Genomic DNA, 16,731 nt, shown 5'->3' on the forward strand with positions numbered 1-16,731 from the left:
GCTCATTTTGAATCTGACGAGATTGTTAATCTCATTGTTGATCTTGCAAGCAAGATCATTACTCACTCGTTGTTCAGTTTTCAAAGATCAAACTTATTTCGTCACTGTCGCTCGTTCGCTTCAGCAACTCTTATATCTTATCATGTCCGAACCAACTTTGCAAGTTCTTTTTTCAAGCTTCTTTTGAAGCTCTTTTGTAAGCTACTTGCCGCACCGTGTAAACTGTGTTTTCTTGGCCGGAATTAGAATATACCATGTACAAATTTATAATGCAAGACTTTTTTCAAATAAGTTTATAAAGCCCATCTAATGTTTCTTCCATGTATCCACATCCCTTCCTCGCTCACATTCCTCTAATCTTTTCAATCTGAATAATAAATGATTACACCCATCACCTTGAAACTATAACTAACTCCTATGCACCCAAGCTTTATCTGGACACCAAGCCACACATGACTAGCAGGGAAGTCACGTTCATCATCCACCAGCAACTTCGATACATGACACAGCTCCCCTGCGTTACTCTCTATCAAGCGTTTTCTCCCCTTAAAAGCATCTCTAAAACACACTTCCTTCTATAGAATCGTTTTACCTAATGCAGATGCGATCAATCCAACACCCAATCTCGCCGTATGCCGGTTCTGGTCCAGCAGTGGATTCACCTCCACCAGTTCCATAGACACAACATGATTGGATGAAGCCAGACATTCCATTGCAAAATGTGCCTCGCGGTAGCTCAGCCCTCCCGGTACAGGTGTGCCTACTCCAGGTGCCTCGCGTGGATCAAGACAATCCATATCAAAGCTGACATGAATACCATCCGTATCACTCCCCGCAATAATCAATGCCTGCTCTATCACGTGCTTCATTCCCAATCGGTCGATATCATGCATCGTGAATGCCTGAATGCCCATTGCTCGTATCTGCTGCTTCTCATATAGATCCAGATCACGAAGCCCGATATATACGAGTTTAGATGGATCAACAAACGAACCGGCCCCCCTAATCTGTGACAAGTTAAACGTCGAATGGCCCAAAGCTGCAGCTAAACTCATACCATGCATATTGCCCGTCAGACTATGATCTTCCGTATTAAGGTCTGCATGGGCATCAAACCAGATTACACCAAGCTTCTGGTAATGTGCTGTTAAGCCGGCCAACGTTCCAATTGCTACACTATGATCACCACCAAGCACAAGCGGGAATGCGCCTTCTTCCAAAGTACTTGATACTTCCTGACACACTTTCTCAGCTACCTGCTGAACTTCATTCAAATACTTTGCCGTAAGGCGACGTGTCGGAACGTTAGTGGGCTGAACCGGACAGTCCACACGCACTTCTCTGGTCAGTCGATAACCCAGACTCGCAATTTCCCGCTTCAGACCGGCAGTTACAAGCTCATCCGGACCAAGTTCAGCCCCGTTTCTCGCACCGGCTAATCCGAAAGGAACCTTAATCAGAGCTATTTCCTTCTGACGGGCGGATGCTTGAGAGGTCTGGCGGGCATCACCCTCCTGCTTCATATGCGCTCCTGCGACCGGAATGTTCTCATTCTTCATCAGTACCAGCTCCTTTTATCGTCGTGGTTGAACGCTAACCATTCCTGGGTGAAAAACTTTCGTTAAGCGTCACATAATACCTCTCTGATTACCTCTAGAGCCCAATCAATCTCTGACTCCTTGATCGTTAGTGGAGGTGCGAAGCGGATCGTCGTTTCGTGAGTTTCCTTGCATAACAAACCGGCAGACATCAAGCGTTCGCAATACGGTCGCGCAGAACTTTTCAGCTCAACACCGATAAACAGACCTTTACCCCGAATATCCTGAATGACTGAACTACGAATCCCTTGAAGCTGTTTCATAAAATAATTCCCCAGCCGCTCTGACCGCTCCGCAAGCTTCTCATCTTCCAGAACATCCAGGGCGGCAACCGCCACCGCACAGGCGAGCGGATTACCTCCAAACGTAGAGCCGTGTGATCCAGGTTCAAATAAATCAAGAATATTGGCCTCGGCAGCAATGGCCGAGATTGGCATTACCCCACCGCCAAGCGCTTTGCCCATGATCCAGATATCAGGCTCAACGTGCTCCCAATCCGCAGCAAACCTGCGGCCTGTTCTTCCAAATCCGGTCTGGATCTCATCCGCCATCGTCAGAACCCGGTTCTGTTTACATATTTCAAACGCTTTTGCCAGATATCCGTCCGGTGGTATGATGATTCCTGCCTCACCCTGAATCGGCTCTACAAGGAATCCCGCCGTTTGGGGTGTGATGGCTTGTTTCAATGCCTCCAGATCACCATAAGGAACGATGCGGAACCCGGGTGTGAACGGCCCAAAGTCCTTTTTATACTCTGGAGATGAGGAAAAAGAAGTGACGGTCAGGGTCCTGCCATGAAAATTGCCGGAGCATACAATGATCTCAGCCTGATTTTCCGCTACGCCCTTGCAACGGTATGCCCATCTTCGTACAGCCTTCACTGCTGTCTCCACCGCTTCTGCCCCGGTGTTCATCGCTAGTATTTTGGACTTCCCCGTAAACGCAGAGAGCCGCTGGTAGAAAATAGCCGCAGCATGGCTGTGAAATGCTCTTGATGTCAAGGTGACCTTATCTGCCTGTTCCTTCAGCGCTTGAATAATAACAGGGTGTCTGTGCCCATGATTCAGGGCTGAATATGCACTTAACATATCCATATAACGGCGTCCTTCCGGGTCCTCCACCCACACACCTTCTGCTCGCTCAATCACAATAGGAAGTGGATGGTAATTAGGTGCCGCATAGGTTTCCGACCATTGAATGAACATTTCGGTATCCGACATGTCCTCACAACCTTCCGCGTAATATTGTATACAAAATACAATACCAATGTATGCAAGCCGCCTCGCCTTTACGACTTCATTCCTCTTTTTCCGCAGATGTCCTCATCTGAATACCTTCCAACTAACAGAAATATAACTAAGAAACGAATAATTTGTTCCTAAAATACTCATTCATCTGACGCATCATAGAGCAAGCGAATAATTCTGTGATTTGTATACAATATACATAATATGATATACGTTGTTGTAACCATAATACTAGCAAAACCTATGTGCAATTGACAACGCTTTTCTAAACATTTTTTATATTATAATTCCAGAAAATGTTCTATTATTTCCCCGGTCTTCTCCCCCGCTGGAAAATGAACTTGCTTGCCCAACTCCCCCCTCGATGTTAAGATGATTAAAACCTGAAACACCCCGAGCGGCGTGCCCTGCATGGCTTTTCAGCCATTCAATATCACAATACATACAGAAGGGAGAGTTTGGTATGGAGGTACCTAAATATCGGTCCTTGAAAGATCATGTTTATGATTACATTGCCCAGAAGATTCAGGACGGGACCCTGCTTCCCAACCAAAAGATTAATGAGGCCGAGATTTGCAAAAAGCTGGACATCAGCCGCACCCCTACCCGGGAAGCTTTATTTCAGCTCACCTCTGACAATCTACTGCAGTATATCCCGCGCAGGGGATTTATTGTTGCTCCTTTTGACACAAGCAAGAAGCTTGAATTCTCTCAGGCCATTGGTGTGCTGGAGGCTCTCGCCGCTACACTTGCTGTGGATCAGCTCAAACCGTCTGAACTGCTTGAAATGGAAGCCCTGATTGCCCGAATGGATGAAGACATCAGCCGGCTTGATCTGGCCGCATACAGCAAAAATCAATATCTGTTTCACAATCTCTACATCCAGCGCTGCGGGAATGCCACCGTTATTGAAATGTTAAACACACTTAAGAACAGCTTCATAAGGCAATCTTACGTCAGTGATAACAAACCGAAACTATCCGAGGTGCTGCATGAAGTTAACGAAGAGCACCGACAGATTCTAGGCGCTTTTCGTGCAAAGGATAAACCACAGCTTGAGGCACTGCTTAAACATCACTGGCGCATTATTGATAACGATATGCTCTAACATGCGTGCTTTGAATGAATCTCGCTAAAATTACGGTATTTGCCTACCAATCATCAAATTCAATAAATAAAAGGCAGCTCAGATCATAACGATCGTGGGCTGCCTTTCGTTTATTCGGAACCAGAACCGACTGGAGCTCTCGCTGTAAATACAGCATACCCCAGTCTTTTCCCGTATTTCAGAAGCAATCTGTCATTCGTTCGACTCATACGCTGTATTCTTTTATCCTCCAGCCAATTCATATCCATCTCACGCAGAGGATCGTGATCCACGCCCCATTTACCCATCGTACGTGAGTGCTCCTTAACTTGAATGCGAGAGAATCCGCATCTCCTCAGTCTTTTCTTCCAAGCCCCTACGGTCGCCAGCGTTCGTATACCATAGAATTGCCTCAACCTGCGGCTCATCAGCTCTGTTTTCCTTCCTGAGAGAACCATTTCCCGATCCACCAGTAATCCTCCAGGCTTCAGCACTCTTGCATACTCGGTGAGTGTCTTGCGCCACGGTGTAAAGATAGTGACGGATTCAATAAACACCACATCCACCTGATGATTGGGCAGAGGTAATGCTGCAGCATCCGCTTGAATGAATCGCACATCCACCCGCTCCTTACGCGCACGTCTCACTGCCTTATCCAGCATATGACGATGCAGATCAATCGCAGTTACCCGGTATCCCTGATGCGCCAGATGACATGCCGTCCTTCCCGTACCACATCCAACCTCCAGAATATGAGCACCAGCAGGTAGTGAAAGTGAATCAAGCAGCTGCAGTGTTGCCGAGAATCCGCCAGGATGCGCACTCCCTTCTCCCAGACGAGCCAGCAGATCATGATAATCCACACTTTCCCCTCCTTCCTTCCCCCTCCAGTCTATGGAGTAAATACAAAATCGGCGCCTGACTATGCCAAAATCCGGGTACTCATCCATACCAATTGGTTCTATTTCTACTATGATATACAAACCGTTGATTTCAAGCGGCAAACCGCAATATTGAGGGGGATATGCATGCACAGAATTCATCCGGTATGTGAAGAAACTTTGTCACCGCATATGGGACGCCCTGTCTGTCTTGTCATGAAAGACGGCAAGCATATGTATGGCACACTTGGAGGATGCCGGGATGGAAAGGTGTACTTGAATGGATGCTTCCAAGGTCCGCGCCTGTGCGCTGTCCAATCCAAGCAGCAGCTTCGCAGAGTAAGTACAAAGAAATTGGCCTCAGCCAAAAAAGCCAAATCGTCAGCCTATGGGGGCTACCCTTATGGTGGTGGATACGGTTACGGATACGGAGCAGGTTATGATATCGCCTTGATCGCAACACTATTCCTTCTTCCGTTCCTGTTCATCTAAGGTATCCGTAATAGATAGTTCTTGTAATTATATTAGTAAGCAAAAAACCTCTTGTTGTTCCATTCACGGAGCAACAAGAGGTTCTTTTTCCTGCAACAAAAAAGCATCCGTCATCAACGAATGCCAGTAAATTCATATTTAATTCCGCACCTCGCAGCGGGTGTGATGTGTCTAAAAAAAAAACACCTCGTGAGAGGCGGGTAAGCTATATTAAATCCGATTTCCTTTAGACATCGTTTTGAGATTGCTATTCGAATTTTCAAGCAATGGCAGCATCCTAGTCGTACTGACCATCTCAGAAGCACATATCGGACAAGTAGGCACGCTATCAAACGCAAAATTGTCCCGCATCCATCCTTTGCACGTATCACTCGTACATTCCCAAATTGCTGCATCAGCCTGTGGGATTTCTTCCATCGGTTTTTTGCGATTATACATGACTTCTACCCCCTTTGTTATGGAAACACATCTTACTGACGTTATTTCACAAAAGCCACTGCTTAGCGGAAGTGTAACATCCGCCTAACTTCTGCCTCGACAACGGTTGGGCCAACTTTCATCTATGTTCAAAAAAAGAAGCTGCCTTTACCATTATAACATGTTAAAGGCAGCTATGCTTTAATTACAGTTTTACAACTTCTTCTGCTTGAGGACCACGGTTTCCTTGTACAATTTTAAATTGCACGCGTTGACCTTCGTCCAGCGTTTTGAAGCCTTCGCCTGTAATAGCGCTGAAGTGTACGAATACATCTTCTCCGCCTTCAACTTCGATGAAACCGAAGCCTTTATCAGCGTTGAACCATTTTACTGTTCCGTTTTGCATGTGAATTACACCTCCAAATAAAAATTAACATGTTCCTTTGTTCTTTGCAGCAAGCAAATAAAAATTCACACATTGAAAAAGGTACCAGTCATAAAATATAAGTGATCGCCCTTTACAATATGTGAATTAGGTTTTCCACTCTGCTCTGTACAACTTAATTCTTAGTATAACGCTAATCCATATAAAAAGCAAACCTTTGTATTTTCTTTTCAAACAGCTTTGGAAATACATGTTTATTAAAATTTTAGAAAAACGGTCCATCCTGTCGCCACCAAAGGAAGCTAACGATATGCGGTCTTATGAAAGGATATGCAGTTCCATTCCAACTTATACATGGTTTGCAAAAATGTTCTGTTCTTGCATATCCAACATAACCAAACACCTCTACAGAACTAAGTTGATTCCAGCGGTAAGTGAACTAGGTCCAAGCCCACATAAAAGCATCGCGGTCCCAAGCTACACGCCCGCCGTGAAGCTTGCGGAATGCCTTTTTCACCTCTTTGGACAAGGACGCATTGCCATTTTCGTTAACAAAAACAAACTGTTCTCCAAAGTTTACTCTTACATATTCTATAGCTGCCTCCTGCCGAAGCGTGCCTGTGAACTTAATCTCACCAACCATCCATTCAGCAACATCCTGGGCTGTCTTTTCCATCATTTCACCTGCCGTTCATCCGTATAGAGGGTCATCGTGCTTGTCTAGCATGAATCCCATCCTACTGAGTATAACACGACAACAGAAGAGACAGGAAAATCAGAAGATAAATCAAGCTGCGGAAGATGAAAAAAAGCTCGGCTGCATGAGAATGCTCTTTCAGAACGATATGATGGGTGCTCTTTCAGAACGATTTAATGAAACGTTAGGGAGTGTTCCCCGTACAAGTTTCACAGAATATAATACTGAGCAGAGCACAACCGGAACCTTCAGCCATGTACGGAGTCCAATGCTTATGCTGCCTACAGTACAGCATATAACGTATGAAAGTAACAAAAACGAGACTTATGCATGTCCATTTTCCCATAAAATCAGGTATGGCTTATCCCGTTATCTGTCCATTATAGTATTACTTAAGATTTAAACCATTGAAGGGGCGCTGTCTCTGATTAGCGTCTATTATATATAGCTCGGTTAACGATGTGTTAAACGCATATTAGGTCAGGGAGGACTTTATGAAAGCATTCTTTCAACGCTGGGGACATTTGCTGGCTATTCTGTGCATACCATTACAAGGCTCCATCTACATGTTTCTGGGCAGTCAAGCAGGAGACGATGTCTTCTATAATTATGCCTGGATCGATACACAGATTCCGTTCATTAAAGAATTTATTTTTCCGTACGTCAGCTGGATGCCGATTCTGTATCTAAGTTTTCTCTATCTGGGTGTTACCAACAAATCACTGTACTGGCGCACACTGCTTATGTATAACGTCGGGGTAATGGCCGCCAATGTTTGTTTTGTCGTGTTCCCTTCGTACGTTCCTCGCCCGGAAGTAGGCGGAACAGATATCAGCAGTATGCTCGTGCAATTTATCTATGCGAATGATGCACCAGTGAACTGCTTTCCAAGTGTTCACTGTCTTACCAGCTACTTGTTATTTATCATTCTCAACCGACATTTGAATGCCAAACCTTCAATACGAATCATCGGGTCGGTCTGGTTGTGGCTCATTATTGCTTCTACTGTATTTGTGAAACAGCATTCTCTGCTTGACGTTGTAGGGGGCATTATGTTTGCGGAAGCAGCCTACTGGACTGTGCATCTTTTTGCCAAACGTCTGGGGCACGCTCGAGAGAAAAGCAAGCAGCCACTCAGAGCAACGCAGCAGCCAAGCCGAAATGCTTAACATACAAAAAAAGAGGGCCGCAGCCCTCTTTTTTTGTTATCCATGTACACACACATCATTCAGACTACAGGTGGACGTTCCTGCAGCAGATCAGAGGGTGGACTGCCCATAAGGCGCTTGAATACACGGTAAAAATAAGAAAGGTCACGATAACCGAGAAATTCGGCAATCTCCTGAATGGAAAGCTGCGACTCGGTGAGCAGGTACAGTGCCCTTTTCATCCGCTGATCATGAACGTATTCGCTAATCGTCTGATTCGTTATGCTTTTGAACAATGCAGCCGCATAGTTGGGAGACTTGCCAATCTCATCCCCCAGCTCTTCTTTCGTTACTTTTTCCCGATAATGCTGTTCAATGTAACGTTTCATTCGCTCCACATACCGATGCCTCTCCGGCGGAATCACTCCGCGATCCAGCTCCCGATTAATATAAATCAGCACTTCCATCAATAAGGCTTGGCTCATCATGACATAATAAGAAGGCCGTTCTTCCCATTGTTGCTGAATGGATTTCATTCGTTGATGAAGCAGTTCGTAACAGCCTGGTCTGTGCCATAAGGCATGATGCTGTTCAAGCGCAGGTAGCCCTCCTGCCTCATCCTGCTTCAATAAAATAACGATCTGCGTATGCGTAACTGTGGGAATGCTTTTGCCGTAATACGGTACCCCGCCCGGAATAAGCAGCAATTCCCCCTTCTGCATGATCTGTTTATCACCGTTCACCCAATATACACATTTTCCATAGGTAACCAGACTAAGACGCCAAATTCCTTGTGGCTGCGCGGTTTCTTCATACCAGCCAACACCATTAATATGAACGACTTCAAGTGGAGTAACCATATAACACCTCGATATCGGACTATACTCCAATCATTGTACTATAGTTCATATCTTGATTCGACAGAAAACGCTACAATAAACACATAAGCACTAAATATGAGGAGGATATCAGCATGTTGAAAACCAAAATTATTTGTACCATGGGACCTGCTTGTGACTCAATCGAAACGTTAAAAGTAATGATTCAGGAAGGCATGACCGTGGCCCGTTTGAACATGGCACATGGTGAGCTGGAGGATCACGTAAACCGGATTAACAATATTCGTACAGCAGCTGCTGAACTGAACAAATATATACCGATCATGATGGATATTAAAGGTCCGGAGGTTCGTATCGGTAAATTGAAAGAGGCTTCCGTTCATCTTCAGGCCGGGAAAGAGCTGACGCTGACAACGGAGGATGTTCTTGGTGACGTGGATCGCATCGCTGTTAACTATCCTGAATTGAATCTGGTCGTTAAGCCAGGAGATCGCATCCTGATCGATGACGGTCTGGTAGATCTGACGGTATTGTCTGTTGAAGGTTCCGAGATTCACTGTAAAATCATCAGCGGCGGTATCTTGAAACCACGTAAAGGTGTGAATCTGCCAGGAATCAAAACGACACTGCCAGGTGTAACAGAACGCGACGTTATGCACATCGGATTCGGTATCGAGAACAATATCGAGATTATCGCGGCTTCCTTCGTTCGTAAAGGGGATGACATCCGTGAAATCCGCAGCATTTTGAAAGAGCGCAGTCAGGAGCATGTACAGATCATCTCCAAGATCGAGAACGAGGAAGGCATGACCAACCTTGACGATATCATTGAAGCATCCGACGGGATCATGGTTGCGCGTGGCGACCTCGGGGTAGAAGTGCCAATCGAAGATGTCCCGATGATGCAAAAGGAAATGATTGATAAATGTAACAAAGCCGGCAAGCCGGTTATCGTTGCTACACATATGCTGGAATCCATGCAAGTAAACCCGCGCCCAACACGTTCTGAAGTAAGTGACGTGGCCAATGCCGTGCTGCAAGGTGCAGACGTGGTCATGCTGTCGGGTGAATCTGCTGCTGGTAAATATCCGATTCAATCCGTTCGTACGATGGCTGCAGTTGCACGCCGTGCGGAAACGATGATTGACTACAAAGAGCAATTCGATCAAAAATCGGCACAGCAAGTGGCTGATATTACCGAAGTCATCAGTCAAGGGGCAGTAAGCTCTTCCCTCGTGCTGAACGCAAAAGCGATTATCACTTCAACAGAGAGCGGCTTCACGGCTCGCATGATCTCTAAATATCGTCCAAAAGCTCCGATTATTGCTGTAACTCAGCACGAAGAGGTTCTGGCGAAAATCTGCCTGCTCTCCGGCGTTATTCCGGTTATGGGTGATAAAGTGACAACAACAGATGAAATGTTCGAATCTGCAACACGCAACGCAATTAAAACAGGTTACATTGAAAAAGGGGACATCATCGTATTGTCTGCCGGTGTACCGATCGGCCAATCCGGTAACACAAACCTGATTAAAATCCTGCAGGTATAATACGCATTGTGCTTACAAAATAGGATGAACTTAAAAAATCCACCAGGATGATTGAATCCCGGTGGATTTTTTAATTTTTCCCTTGTACTTATTTATTCTGTCATCGGAGTGTTCCGTGTAAACATCTTATTTCAATTGAAATCGTTCTACAGGTTGCGCGAATAGTTCACCAGATCCTGTGACATATTATTGATCTCATCCATAGAAGCATTCACCTGCTGTGTCAGTGCTGCCTGGTTCTGAGTCAACGTGGACATGTTGCCGATATGCTGTAAAATATGGTCAATCAGCGTTTTCATCTTCTGCATGCTGTCTTCAATGTTAACTGTGGCCTCTGAGCTATGATCGGCCAGCTTCCGCACTTCACCTGCTACTACGCCGAATCCCAGACCCAGTTCACCTGCACGCGCAGCTTCAATGGCTGCATTCAAACCGAGCAAATTCGTCTGACTGGCAATTTCACGGATAAACGCAGTAATATTTTTTGTATCCTCTACACTATCCCTCACCTGAGTTGCCGCATCAGCAGATAGTTCCTGAGCGTTAACCAGTTCCTGTGCCTGATCCGTAATCGAGTTAATACCACGCACCATCTCTTCGATGGATTCGGACAACTGCTTCGTTTTCAGATTCATCGCTTCTACAATTTGCTCTTTATTCTTCTGGTAAGTAATATCCCGAATCGTTCCTGCAACACGAAGCGGAACGCCATTCTCGTCACGAATCGTTTCGCCTCCGGCATGATACCAACGGTACTCCCCATTTTTGCGCTGCAAACGGTAATCCAGATCATACGGCGTTCTGCCGCTGTAGTCATTCATATGTTTGGCAAACTCATTGACTACGCGATCATGATCCTCTGGATGTAGCCGGCTGCTCCAGCTGCTGAATACGTTAGGAAAGTCTTCTTCATTATTAAATCCGAGCTCTTTCCGGAATTGCGGCGACCACCAGAATTCATTGTTGGGATTCACCACGTCTCCAGCAACCACCGTCATATCCCATGGTGCCTCTACGAGCGCACGATTAACCAGGTCATAACGCGTTACGAGCGCTTCGAGTTCATCGGACTTGCGCTTCTCCTCATGGATGTCAAACATTACACCAATCAATTTGATTGGTTTACCTGAAGCATCTTTCATGAGTCGGCCAAGGCATCTGAACCAGCGTTCTTCTCCACTCTTCATAATCATACGACTTACCGCATTATACCCCACTTTATCGCTCGGATCATTTACATGTTTGATAATTTCCTGCGTTAAATGAGGTCTGTCCTCCGGATGGACCGATTTAGTCCAGCTTTCGTACACATTCGGGAAATCTTTTGGATTGCTGTAACCAAGCATCTCGCGAAACTCATCTGAGAATGAAATGACATTATTGTGATCCAGCGGATCACCTGCAACAATCTCCGATTCCCACAAACCCACATGTAATGCTTGATTGAGCATGGTAAGACGCATATGTATAGCCTCATGCTGTGACTGCATCAACTGCACAGCCTGCTGCATGTTTTTCAAAATTTCATTATCCGCTTGAACAAGATTGCCGTTCTCGACTGTCCACGACAAACCCTTCTTGGCATTCTCCAGTAAATTACGGCTGTACTCCAATAACTGTTGGTTTGAATCCACACGACTAGATTTGGTTGCTTCGTTACGTTTCAGAAACATCTCGATATCCCCTCTTAAATAAGGTATTTTAATATGTATTTCGACATGATAAGACAATAAGTGTAGGGCTTAAGTCACAAATAATAAAAAAAACGCAAACTTCCGCTACATAAGCAGAAATTCGCGTTGTTAGATGATTCTTTCAATTTTTAAAGAATGTTATTGGTGCAAAAGCACAACCGGTTGCTACCACCCGAAGTTTATCGTTTTGCCGGTCTCAACCCACGTCTTGATGCTGCTCAGAATCATCCACCAGCTATTCTGTGCATTGGCGAAGGAAGGATGATTATCTGTAAACTCGTCATTCGTAAGTGTCAGCTTGGTGCATTCTCCAACAGTCTCTAGCTGGAAGAGCACCCTTGATTGGAGATCCGCATGATTGGCATGATACGAAGGTCCGGGATGTTCACGGTAACCTAGACTGGACAGCGGTTCAAATTCAAGAATCTCCCCGTATACATGAACCGTTTCCTGCCCATCATTCCCCGGCCCGACATAGGCAAATGGCTGTCCAGGCTGAAAGTTGGATCGAAGCTCACTGCCAAAGAAGCTGCTGCGCGTTCCCTCAGGGGAAATCAGGGCATTCCATACTTCTTCTCTTCCTGCATTGATATAAAATTCATATTTTAACACCACATCGGTTCACTCCTTTTATCTCACCAAGCATATAGTAACTTCTTCATTTCTATCCTATCGTTATACCCAAACCATGTATTGTAAAAACGCGACAACAACGGATTATCCTTTATAATGATATCATCAAATCGAATGAGGAAAGAGAGGACGCAGGGATGAAACGGACAAACCAGCAGATAACTCCCTCTTTGGGAATTCTTCATCTGGATAAGGGACAACTGCAATATCAGCTGACACGTCTGCTCCCGGCCGATGAACTTAAACCTTTTGTCAGACATTATTGGATGGTTTCCTGGAATCTTGAAGGCAGTGAATCATATCCTCAGCATGTGGTGCCCAATCCCTGTGTCAATCTGGTGGTTGAGCGAAACAAAACCTTTTTCTTCGGGCCTTCTGATCGAAAGTTCACTTACTCTATTCACGGTAAAGATCATGTGTTCGGTGTAAAGTTTAAACCGGGAGGATTTTATCCCTTTCTTCAAGCTCCCGTATCTACACTCTATGGAAAACCGCTGGAGGTATCCAGCCTGCTAGACGTCAGCGCCGCGTCGCTTGAAGATGTATTGCTGGGGGATATCCCGCTTGAACAGAAGGTTAAGCATATGGACCAGGTACTGTCCGCATGTCTTCCTGCGGAGGATCGGGAAGCGAACTTGATCCATAACATCGTACAGCACATCGAGCAGGATCGAGATATATTGAGAGTAGACGAGCTATCCACCCGTTTTAATCTGCACACACGCAAGCTCCAGCGTTTGTTTAGTCAGTATGTAGGCCTCAGTCCCAAAACCGTAATTCAATTATATCGACTTCAAAATGCGGCTGAATGCATAGAACAAGGTTTAACCTGTGAATTAAGCCAGTTATCGCAGGACCTGGGATACCACGATCAATCCCATTTTATTAAAGACTTCAAATCCGTAATTGGCAGCACACCCGAAGAATACATGCAAGGGTCTGAATCTGTTCCATCTGATAAAAGCAGAAGCCGTCTGGAATGACGATCCATGCAAAATATGCCTGCCGGGATACTAAGGCAGGCGTATAACTTCAACGGTGTCACCTGTGTTAATGACACCCTCACGTTCAACTGAACAGACAATACCGCGTTTTTTGCGTGCGGCTGGCACGAATTTTTTGCGCAGACCCTCCAGCCCATAGTGCTGTTCAATCACTTTCCCCGGATGTACACAGGGCAGGTTCTCTCCTTCACAGATCAGTCCAGTTCCATCTGGAAACAGAAGGCGTGTGCCCGCGGGCAGCTCCGTCAATCGCTCTATGCCTCGAACCAGGATGTTGGCTCCAAGCCACTCGGGGCGAACCTCTGGAATATTCATCTTCTCGGCAATCAAAGCACACTCTTCCTCGGAGACAATGCTGATCTGCCTGCGATTAGCTATCATTGTCCCGCGTTTGTAGATTTTCTGACGGGAATCGGCCGGTCTTAACAAACCGTAGTGTCGATCACCCGGAATTCCGGCGAGTTCAATATCAATGAAGGGCACAACCCTTGTCTCAAATGTGGATGGATCATCAGCCAGCAGAACAAATTGAACAGTTCCCATAGTATACCCTCCCCTTCTGTGTGCGATATGGCTTGTTTTGGCTATGATAATTACTTACCCCATCTATGAACCTTTGACAATTTGCAGAACCTGATAGAACTATCATCCCCATTCTATGCGGTAGTAATGACTGACAATGATCATTCAATTTCATGATACACTATTTAATTGCGAAAAATTATTTGACCCTTTCTACCTGTATGCTAATCTTATATAATAGGTACGTTAGTAAATTCAATTACATAATAGAAAGCAGGGTGCTTCTCTTGATCGGGACAATCTTTGTTGCTCTTGTAGCCATTGAACACATCTATATCATGATTATGGAGATGTTTATGTGGACTCGTCCACGCACAATGAAAACGTTCGGCACAACTCCGGAGTTTGCCAGCTCCACCAAAGCTCTCGCAGCAAACCAGGGTTTGTATAACGGCTTTCTTGCCGCCGGTTTGATCTGGGGACTTGTGTATCCGGATGCCAGTGTAGGGCTGCACATTCAAATTTTCTTCCTGGCTTGTGTCATTATTGCCGCTCTCTACGGCGGAGTAACCTCTTCACGCTCCATTATTATCAAGCAGGGCCTGCCTGCAATTATCGCTCTGCTGCTCGTATTGTTCCTGTAACTTCCGGAGAGCAGTGGCGACCTGCGACTTTACATCTCTGATATGATAAGGTATGAAGAATAACATACCTATCACCAGATGAATCTGGAAGCAGGAAGGAGAACAGATCATGGGACTGTTTGACAAGCTACGTCGGCGCAAAAAGGAGAACGTTGAATCCGTCGCTGCGGCCCAGCGAACAGATCATAGTCAAACCATTGTCGGATTTGTGCTGCTGGAACGGGAAGACTGTGATTTTGAGCTTTTTATCCGTAACATGGAGAGAGAATGGAATATTAAAATTGAAGAACGTGCCGAGGAAGGCAATCTCTTCTTTGAAGTTGACGGGATGCAGGTCGTGTGTGCTCACATCGCTGCTCCTGTTCCGAATAAGGAGGTTGAAGAGAATGCCAGGTTAAATATCCTCTGGCCCGAAGCCGAACAGGTGACATCAAGGCATCAGTCTCAGATCATCGTCTCTGTACTGAATGCAGCGGACGCAATTGAAGGTCATGCCCTCTTCACCCGAACTGCCTCAGCACTGTTACAGCTTGATCATGCGCTCGCAATCTATATGTCCCCGCTTGTTGTTGAAGCAGGACAGTATGTAGAAGTGAGCCACGGTCTTAAAGAAGGTGAACTGCCTGTCCCGCTCTGGGTGTTCATCGGCCTGTATCAGAACGAAGCGGGCGCTTCCGCATATACATACGGACTGTGCAACTTCGGTAAAGATGAGATGGAGATCATTGGTTCGTCAAAGCCGTTAAGTGATGTGTTCGAAATGATGTTTATGACTACAACCTACGTGGTGGAGAATAACGTTACCTTGCATGATGGGGAAACTCTCGGATTCACGGAGCAACAAAAGCTAAGCATTACTCGCTCCAAGGGCATCGCTACTGAAGGAGACAGCTTGAAGATTGGCTTGTAGCCTCCCTCCTGGTGGGCTCTGGCATTCAGAATGATACGTATAATGACCTTAGATAAGAGCCGTTCAGGAATTTATTCCTGGGCGGCTTTCTGTAATAGGCATTCCACTTGCGTTTGCAATCCGACATACATGATGCATCTGAGAGAGACCCTTCATTTAACTGTATTTTACTCACATAGAAACATGTAGTCCATAAGAACTACAATCATATGAAATCCATGTTTATTCAGTGTAGAAGATAGTATAATTAATAGGCTAATAGACTTATATAATACATAAACTTATGAATGAGGAGCTGCTTATATGTCAGTCAGACGTTTAGATTCAACGAAACCGATTATTGAGATTACTTGGGAAGGGATCGTGTCACCAGAGCAGGTTGAAGAAGTCAATGCGCAGGTCGAGGAAATGGCTCCGCAACTGGGGAACTCATTTGATGTGCTGGTCAATATGATACATATGAAGGCTTTTCCACAGGATACCAAGGAGAAAATTGTCGAGCATCAAAAACTTCTCAAAGACCTCGGCATGAAACGAGCGAGTGTAGCTGTCGGCGGAGCCATAGCCAAGATGCAGCTTCATCGCATCTCGAAAGAATCAGAACATCAGACTGAATTTCAATGGGAAACGTACGATGAGGCATTGGCATTTTTGTTGAATTAATTAAGCAGCTTGTTCCCCGCTATACTCCTATACACATTAAGGGTGTTTCCTTCTGGAAGCACCCTTTTTTATTGTCCTGATCTTTACCCCGATTTCAAAACTTTTTTAAGAATGGTATGGAACCATACTATACATTTTGAATGAGTATTGTCGATTTATTTCATATGCTGGGGTTATTCCCTACACAATGATGATAGCTATTATGCTTGCGGGGGAATTCAAACTAGTAGAGATATAACAGCATTAAGCGAATTTCAACAGATTCAGGGTCGGAAAATGCAGAGGGTGAGAGGAGCTCTGCCAGTATGACACGAGTTTCA

Annotated in this window: 18 protein-coding genes; 8 read left to right on the plus strand and 10 right to left on the minus strand. The window is 45.3% G+C overall.

The features are described 5' to 3' along the window. Window positions 1–575: 575 nt before the first annotated feature. Together rocF and HNR77_RS28885 are read right to left on the minus strand one after the other, a co-directional pair. Window positions 576–1,559: an arginase gene (rocF, locus tag HNR77_RS28880; protein ID WP_311768690.1), complete on the minus strand. Its 984-nt coding sequence runs from the start codon at window positions 1,557–1,559 to the stop codon at window positions 576–578. Window positions 1,560–1,621: 62 nt separating this feature from the next. Continuing rightward, window positions 1,622–2,818: an ornithine--oxo-acid transaminase gene (locus HNR77_RS28885; RefSeq protein ID WP_184191384.1), complete on the minus strand. Its 1,197-nt coding sequence runs from the start codon at window positions 2,816–2,818 to the stop codon at window positions 1,622–1,624. A gap of 490 nt (window positions 2,819–3,308) precedes the next feature. Between HNR77_RS28885 and HNR77_RS28890 the strand changes: the two genes are divergently transcribed. After that, window positions 3,309–3,953 (plus strand): GntR family transcriptional regulator, encoded by a 645-nt coding sequence (locus HNR77_RS28890; RefSeq protein WP_145406724.1) that lies wholly within the window; start codon window positions 3,309–3,311, stop codon window positions 3,951–3,953. A gap of 110 nt (window positions 3,954–4,063) precedes the next feature. Here the strand turns inward: HNR77_RS28890 and HNR77_RS28895 are convergent, their stop codons facing one another. Further along, window positions 4,064–4,795, minus strand: coding sequence for a class I SAM-dependent methyltransferase (locus HNR77_RS28895; RefSeq protein ID WP_184191385.1), 732 nt, complete (start codon window positions 4,793–4,795; stop codon window positions 4,064–4,066). Window positions 4,796–4,960: 165 nt separating this feature from the next. Between HNR77_RS28895 and HNR77_RS28900 the strand changes: the two genes are divergently transcribed. Beyond that, window positions 4,961–5,305: a hypothetical protein gene (locus HNR77_RS28900; RefSeq protein WP_184191387.1), complete on the plus strand. Its 345-nt coding sequence runs from the start codon at window positions 4,961–4,963 to the stop codon at window positions 5,303–5,305. A gap of 210 nt (window positions 5,306–5,515) precedes the next feature. Here the strand turns inward: HNR77_RS28900 and HNR77_RS28905 are convergent, their stop codons facing one another. The 3 genes from HNR77_RS28905 to HNR77_RS28915 form a co-directional block, all read right to left on the minus strand. Then, window positions 5,516–5,743 carry a cold-shock protein gene (locus HNR77_RS28905; protein ID WP_111269572.1) on the minus strand — a complete coding sequence of 76 codons (228 nt, stop codon included), beginning with the start codon at window positions 5,741–5,743 and terminating at the stop codon, window positions 5,516–5,518. A gap of 184 nt (window positions 5,744–5,927) precedes the next feature. After that, a complete protein-coding gene (locus tag HNR77_RS28910; RefSeq protein WP_024633772.1) occupies window positions 5,928–6,128 on the minus strand; it encodes a cold-shock protein in 201 nt (66 codons plus the stop codon). Between the two features lie 418 nt (window positions 6,129–6,546). Then, a complete protein-coding gene (locus HNR77_RS28915) occupies window positions 6,547–6,783 on the minus strand; it encodes a DUF6953 family protein (protein WP_111269573.1) in 237 nt (78 codons plus the stop codon). Window positions 6,784–7,298: 515 nt separating this feature from the next. Here HNR77_RS28915 and HNR77_RS28920 point away from each other — a divergent pair. Next, the gene (locus HNR77_RS28920; RefSeq protein ID WP_184191389.1) at window positions 7,299–7,973 is read left to right on the plus strand and encodes a phosphatase PAP2 family protein; all 675 of its coding nucleotides are present in this window, start codon (window positions 7,299–7,301) and stop codon (window positions 7,971–7,973) included. 59 nt (window positions 7,974–8,032) lie between these two features. On the opposite strand, the gene HNR77_RS28925 is transcribed toward HNR77_RS28920, so the two are convergent. Beyond that, window positions 8,033–8,812 (minus strand): helix-turn-helix transcriptional regulator, encoded by a 780-nt coding sequence (locus tag HNR77_RS28925; protein ID WP_184191391.1) that lies wholly within the window; start codon window positions 8,810–8,812, stop codon window positions 8,033–8,035. Window positions 8,813–8,925: 113 nt separating this feature from the next. Between HNR77_RS28925 and pyk the strand changes: the two genes are divergently transcribed. Continuing rightward, a complete protein-coding gene (gene pyk / locus HNR77_RS28930) occupies window positions 8,926–10,341 on the plus strand; it encodes a pyruvate kinase (RefSeq protein ID WP_184191393.1) in 1,416 nt (471 codons plus the stop codon). Between the two features lie 146 nt (window positions 10,342–10,487). Here the strand turns inward: pyk and HNR77_RS28935 are convergent, their stop codons facing one another. Continuing rightward, the gene (locus HNR77_RS28935) at window positions 10,488–12,014 is read right to left on the minus strand and encodes a methyl-accepting chemotaxis protein (RefSeq protein ID WP_184191395.1); all 1,527 of its coding nucleotides are present in this window, start codon (window positions 12,012–12,014) and stop codon (window positions 10,488–10,490) included. Between the two features lie 186 nt (window positions 12,015–12,200). Then, window positions 12,201–12,650 carry an SRPBCC family protein gene (locus HNR77_RS28940; RefSeq protein WP_184191396.1) on the minus strand — a complete coding sequence of 150 codons (450 nt, stop codon included), beginning with the start codon at window positions 12,648–12,650 and terminating at the stop codon, window positions 12,201–12,203. 155 nt (window positions 12,651–12,805) lie between these two features. Between HNR77_RS28940 and HNR77_RS28945 the strand changes: the two genes are divergently transcribed. After that, window positions 12,806–13,651, plus strand: a complete 846-nt coding sequence (locus HNR77_RS28945; protein WP_184191398.1) for an AraC family transcriptional regulator — start codon at window positions 12,806–12,808, stop codon at window positions 13,649–13,651. Window positions 13,652–13,681: 30 nt separating this feature from the next. On the opposite strand, the gene HNR77_RS28950 is transcribed toward HNR77_RS28945, so the two are convergent. After that, a complete protein-coding gene (locus HNR77_RS28950) occupies window positions 13,682–14,215 on the minus strand; it encodes an MOSC domain-containing protein (RefSeq protein ID WP_184191400.1) in 534 nt (177 codons plus the stop codon). A 266-nt stretch (window positions 14,216–14,481) separates the two neighbouring features. Between HNR77_RS28950 and HNR77_RS28955 the strand changes: the two genes are divergently transcribed. From HNR77_RS28955 to HNR77_RS28965, 3 genes are all read left to right on the plus strand, one after another. Beyond that, window positions 14,482–14,838, plus strand: a complete 357-nt coding sequence (locus HNR77_RS28955; protein ID WP_260410997.1) for a DUF1304 domain-containing protein — start codon at window positions 14,482–14,484, stop codon at window positions 14,836–14,838. A gap of 109 nt (window positions 14,839–14,947) precedes the next feature. Next, a complete protein-coding gene (locus HNR77_RS28960) occupies window positions 14,948–15,748 on the plus strand; it encodes a DUF4261 domain-containing protein (RefSeq protein ID WP_184191404.1) in 801 nt (266 codons plus the stop codon). Between the two features lie 303 nt (window positions 15,749–16,051). After that, window positions 16,052–16,411, plus strand: a complete 360-nt coding sequence (locus tag HNR77_RS28965; protein WP_184191406.1) for a hypothetical protein — start codon at window positions 16,052–16,054, stop codon at window positions 16,409–16,411. Window positions 16,412–16,731 lie beyond the last annotated feature (320 nt).

The sequence above is a fragment of the Paenibacillus sp. JGP012 genome (assembly GCF_014203995.1).
Lineage (GTDB): Bacteria > Bacillota > Bacilli > Paenibacillales > Paenibacillaceae > Paenibacillus > Paenibacillus silvae.